Annotated in this window: 4 protein-coding genes; all 4 read right to left on the reverse strand. The window is 66.1% G+C overall.

From position 1 onward, the window contains the following. Window positions 1-290 (reverse strand): hypothetical protein (locus DMX10_RS31865; RefSeq protein ID WP_111264840.1); only part of this gene is annotated, 290 nt, incomplete at its 3' end. Further along, a complete protein-coding gene (locus DMX10_RS31870; RefSeq protein ID WP_111264841.1) occupies window positions 287-2,011 on the reverse strand; it encodes a hypothetical protein in 1,725 nt (574 codons plus the stop codon). The genes DMX10_RS31870 and DMX10_RS31865, both read right to left, overlap by 4 nt. Continuing rightward, window positions 2,011-2,532, reverse strand: coding sequence for a hypothetical protein (locus DMX10_RS31875; protein ID WP_111264842.1), 522 nt, complete (start codon window positions 2,530-2,532; stop codon window positions 2,011-2,013). Before DMX10_RS31875 ends, DMX10_RS31870 begins: the two co-directional genes overlap by 1 nt. Further along, a partial coding sequence (locus DMX10_RS32895; RefSeq protein WP_158545645.1) for a hypothetical protein occupies window positions 2,529-3,914 on the reverse strand: 1,386 nt, incomplete at its 5' end. The genes DMX10_RS31875 and DMX10_RS32895, both read right to left, overlap by 4 nt.

A 3,914-nucleotide genomic window follows, 5' to 3' on the forward strand; every position in this document is an offset into this window, starting at 1 on the left:
ACATCGACCATCGCGCTGTTGGCGTCCTGCAACTTCAGCGCCTTGATGGCCGGAAACACAATCAGCCCATCGGTGCTGATGGGGCCATTCGGCCACCAGGTGCGCAGCGCTCCATTCGTCTCTATCAGCGGGCTTGCAATGCCGCCGCCTGTGCCGGTCTTGGGCTTGGTGTAGGCAATGCTCACGCGCTTGCCAGATAGCGCACCTCGGGGCTCCAGGACGTTGAGGGACTTCCGGCCTTCGGGGCCGACCAGTGCCTGTAGTGTGCGCAGTAGTTCGGAATCACTCATAGGACCTCCGTAACGAGCAGGTCAGTGGGGATGGCGACCAGGTAGGAGGCGGCTTTCTCGCCGTCGCTGGGGTCGCGGTAGGCCGCCTCGATGTCGGGCGTGGTGATTTGCAGGCGCCGGGGGCATTGCTCGCTCCCCGGCAGGATCACCGAGTAATTGCCCGCGAACCCGTCGAGGTCTTCGTTGTAGGCCGGGCTCAGGGTGTCGCCGCCCAGTTGGGTAGCCAGGGTGGTGCTGCTGGTGGGGGCCGGCCCCAGATCGAAGTGCGGCCGCGCCGGGGGCGTCAGGGGCGTGCCCTGGATCGCGGCGCCGCCACGGCTGATAGCCAGCTCGACGGTGGCGATCTCCGACCCGGCGTCGATGTCCCACTCTTCCTGGACACGCGCAATGCGCCCTTGGGCCAGGGTGCCCAGCACTTCGACGCGGGCGGTGTGGATGGTGTCGAGCACCTGGTCGGTGATGGGAGTGTCAAACACAACGCGCGTGCGGCGGTGACTCTCCAGGATGCTGACCCACTCGCGAGACAGCGCGGCGTTGAGCGCGTCCAGGCGCCGGGCGCCGTCGTCCTTGTCGATGATCCAGTCGCCCAGGTCATCCTGGACGGCGCCGGCCGGACGCCCGTCAACCGGCAGCGTCTCCCAGCTACGGCTGTCGTAATCCACGTCGTCGCTGTACCGCTCGCGTGCCGGCCGCTCGCCAAAGGTGGCTATCGAGCCGCTGGCCAGCAGCGTGAGAGTGTATTTCTCGGTCAGGGTCTGCGCTGTGCGCCGTGCCACCGCGACACTGAACCCCAGCATGTGCGGGTCTTCGGTAAAACTGTTGTACCAGCCACCGCCCATGCCGCATGGGTTCACCATGTCGGGCGGTAGGTCGGTGCTGCTGACGTCGCCAATCAGGTCCCAGTCCGCTTGCTCCAGGGCTTCAGCCAGCATGCTGTGGGTCGGCAGCTCAAAGGTGCGCACGTACCAGGAACAGAAATTCCCGGCGGGGTTGGCCCATTCGTAGCGGTGTTCGCGGTGCCGCAGACGGGTGAAGCGGTACTCGACTTCGACCTCGGCGCGGTTCACCAGTTGGCCCGCGTCGGCCGGCTGGACGTCAAAGCTGCGGTCGATCACCGCGCCGGCCGGGAACACGAAGTGCGGCGCCGCTGCCGCCGCCCAGGGCGTCACGCGGATAGAGCCGTCTGGAGCACAGTCCAGGTGCTGGGGTCTGGTTGACGCGCGATCCTGGGCGTACTGCCAGTGGCTGGACAGTTCCCCGAACACAGCAGCGGACCAGACGCCCGGCACCAGGGCGTCGATTTGCTCGATGGTCATCAGCTCGACGCGGTTCTGTAGGTCGCAACTGGCCGTGATGGTCAGCACCGCCGAGGTTGGGTTGTAGCGCGGCCGCAGGGTCACCCCAGTGAATCGCAGCTGTTCCGCGACCACGGCGACGCCTTCCAGGCGTTGGCGCCACAGCTGCACCGGCTTGCCGGTCAGCACGTCCAGGTCGAGTGCGCCAGACTCGGGCACCAGGCTGATGGTGAGCACGCGAGCGGCGCCCGCGTCCCGGTCAATGGTGACGGTGCCAGTCAATCGGTGCGACAGGTCTTGGCCGTTGAGCACCAGGCGCAGGCGCCAGCGCGTGCTGTCGGCCGGCGTGATGACCTCGGGTTTTCGCGTGGTGTTGCGGCGGCCGTTGAGCAGGGTTGTATTGAGGGGCGATGCGTTCAGAAGCATTACCGTTCCCTCGCCTCAAACGACCAGTCATAGGTGCCCCGTAGCTCGTCAAACTCGCTGACGATGCCGGCGGTGAACACCACGAACCGAGGTAGCCAGAACACGCGGTATTGGCGTGCACCCGGCACCGCCTCGACGATGGCCAGGTCACCCTGGAGCGTCAGCGGTGCGGCGTGCCAATTGCCATTGACCCACACCCAGGCCCAGGGCTCGACGTCAGGGCGGCGGGCAGCGGCCGGGGGGAGCTGAAACTCGTTGGTCTTGCCGGATGCTGCCTGCGGCTCGATGCACCACAGGTCCAGGGGACGGGAGTAGTCCAGGAACGCGCACGGCGGATCGATGTAGCCGGAGGCACTGGTGTTGATGACGGTCTTGCGCCAGTGCGTTTGCTTGATGAGCAGGCCATCGGCCATGCGCAGTTCTGCGCTTCCGCCATCCGCTGGGGCGTAGCTCTGGCGAATCGCGCCATCGTCCTTGGTCAGCTCGATGCCGCCCAGGATCAGGGGAGTTACGTCGTTCATCGCTTGCTTCCAATGAATTTGGTTCGCACGCGCTCCAGGTCTTCCTGGAAGCGGGCCACTTCACTGGCCGAACCTTCCAGGGCGTAGGAGCCGCCCCAGGGCATCGCCAGGTTGAGCGGCTGGCGCTCGCCTATACGGCTGAAGCTGTCGGGCAGTTGCGGGATGCTTGGCACCAGGGCGGCGCGGCTGGCGGGTAGCTCGCCCGTGCGGTTCATGTATTCCAGGTTCGCCGCGCCCAGGCGCATGGCGGCGCGCGCCTGGATCATGTACTCATTGCGCGAGGCGTGGACCGTGACGCTGTCGCTGGTGGGCGAGCCTGGCCCGTCGATCCAGCCGCCAGCGGCGCGCTTGATCGGCTTCGGCTCCAGGATGTTCTTGGCGTCCTTGTTGGCGCCCTTCTGCGCGTCTGCCTCAGCGCCGATGTAGTTAACGGGGATGGTCATGTACTGCTTGAGGCGTTCGGCCAGGGCGACGGCCTGGGCTTCCAACTGGGCCGCCGACTGTTCGAAGCCTGCGAACTCCACGTTGATGCGCTTGAATGCCTCGGCCTTGGCCAGCAGGTCATCCATGCGCGCCTTGATCTCGTCCACCGAGCCCTGGGCGTCGATCTTCTCGACGTCGGCTTTGGTCTCGTCGATGCGTGCGGCCTGGTCGGCAATCTGCCCCAGTTCCTTGGCCATGCCGGCGAAACCGTAGGTGTTGGCCCCGGCTTCCTTCAGCTCGCGCAGGATCGCAGCCGCCTGGCGCACCTTGCGCAGTGCCTCGGCCGAGTCGCCTTTCTGGACGTCTTGGCGTGCACCGGCCTTCAGGGTGGTGACGTCGGCGACGGTCGCCGGGCCATCCTTCTGCGGGTTGGCCAGGTCTTTGCTGAGCTGGGCGAACTCTTTGTTGATGTCCACCCGCTTCTTCATGGCATCGGCGGCTTTCTTGTTCGCCGCCTCCACCTTCTTCGTCGCCTCTTCGTAGAGACGCACCTCGGCCGCCAGCGCCTTCTGGATGTTGGCTTGCTGGTCGGCCTTGATCTTGGTCACCGCATCGTTGTGCCGCGCCTCGGCCGCCTCGCGTTCGTGGTGGGCGTCCTCGACGTCGGCCTGCGCCTTGCGGAACTCGCTAGCCCGGCGCTGGGCGGCCAGGGCTTCCTGGGAGACGGCAGCGGTCGGGCCGTTCTTCTCCATGTCGTCCCGGCTTTGGAGTTCGGCCACCTTGCGGTAGTGGTTCTCGGCCAGGCGCAGGCGCTCGATGTAGGCCTTTTTCTCTTCCTCGGTCAGTTGGGCCAGTGCATTGGCCGGCAGGATCACCGCGTCGGCGTACTTCGCGGTGGTGGCGATGGTCTCGTTAAGAGAGTTGCGGTAGTCAATCTGGTCTTGGCGCAACTGCATGGC

Origin of the sequence: Pseudomonas sp. 57B-090624, assembly GCF_003234055.1 — a bacterium.
GTDB lineage: Bacteria > Pseudomonadota > Gammaproteobacteria > Pseudomonadales > Pseudomonadaceae > Metapseudomonas > Metapseudomonas tohonis.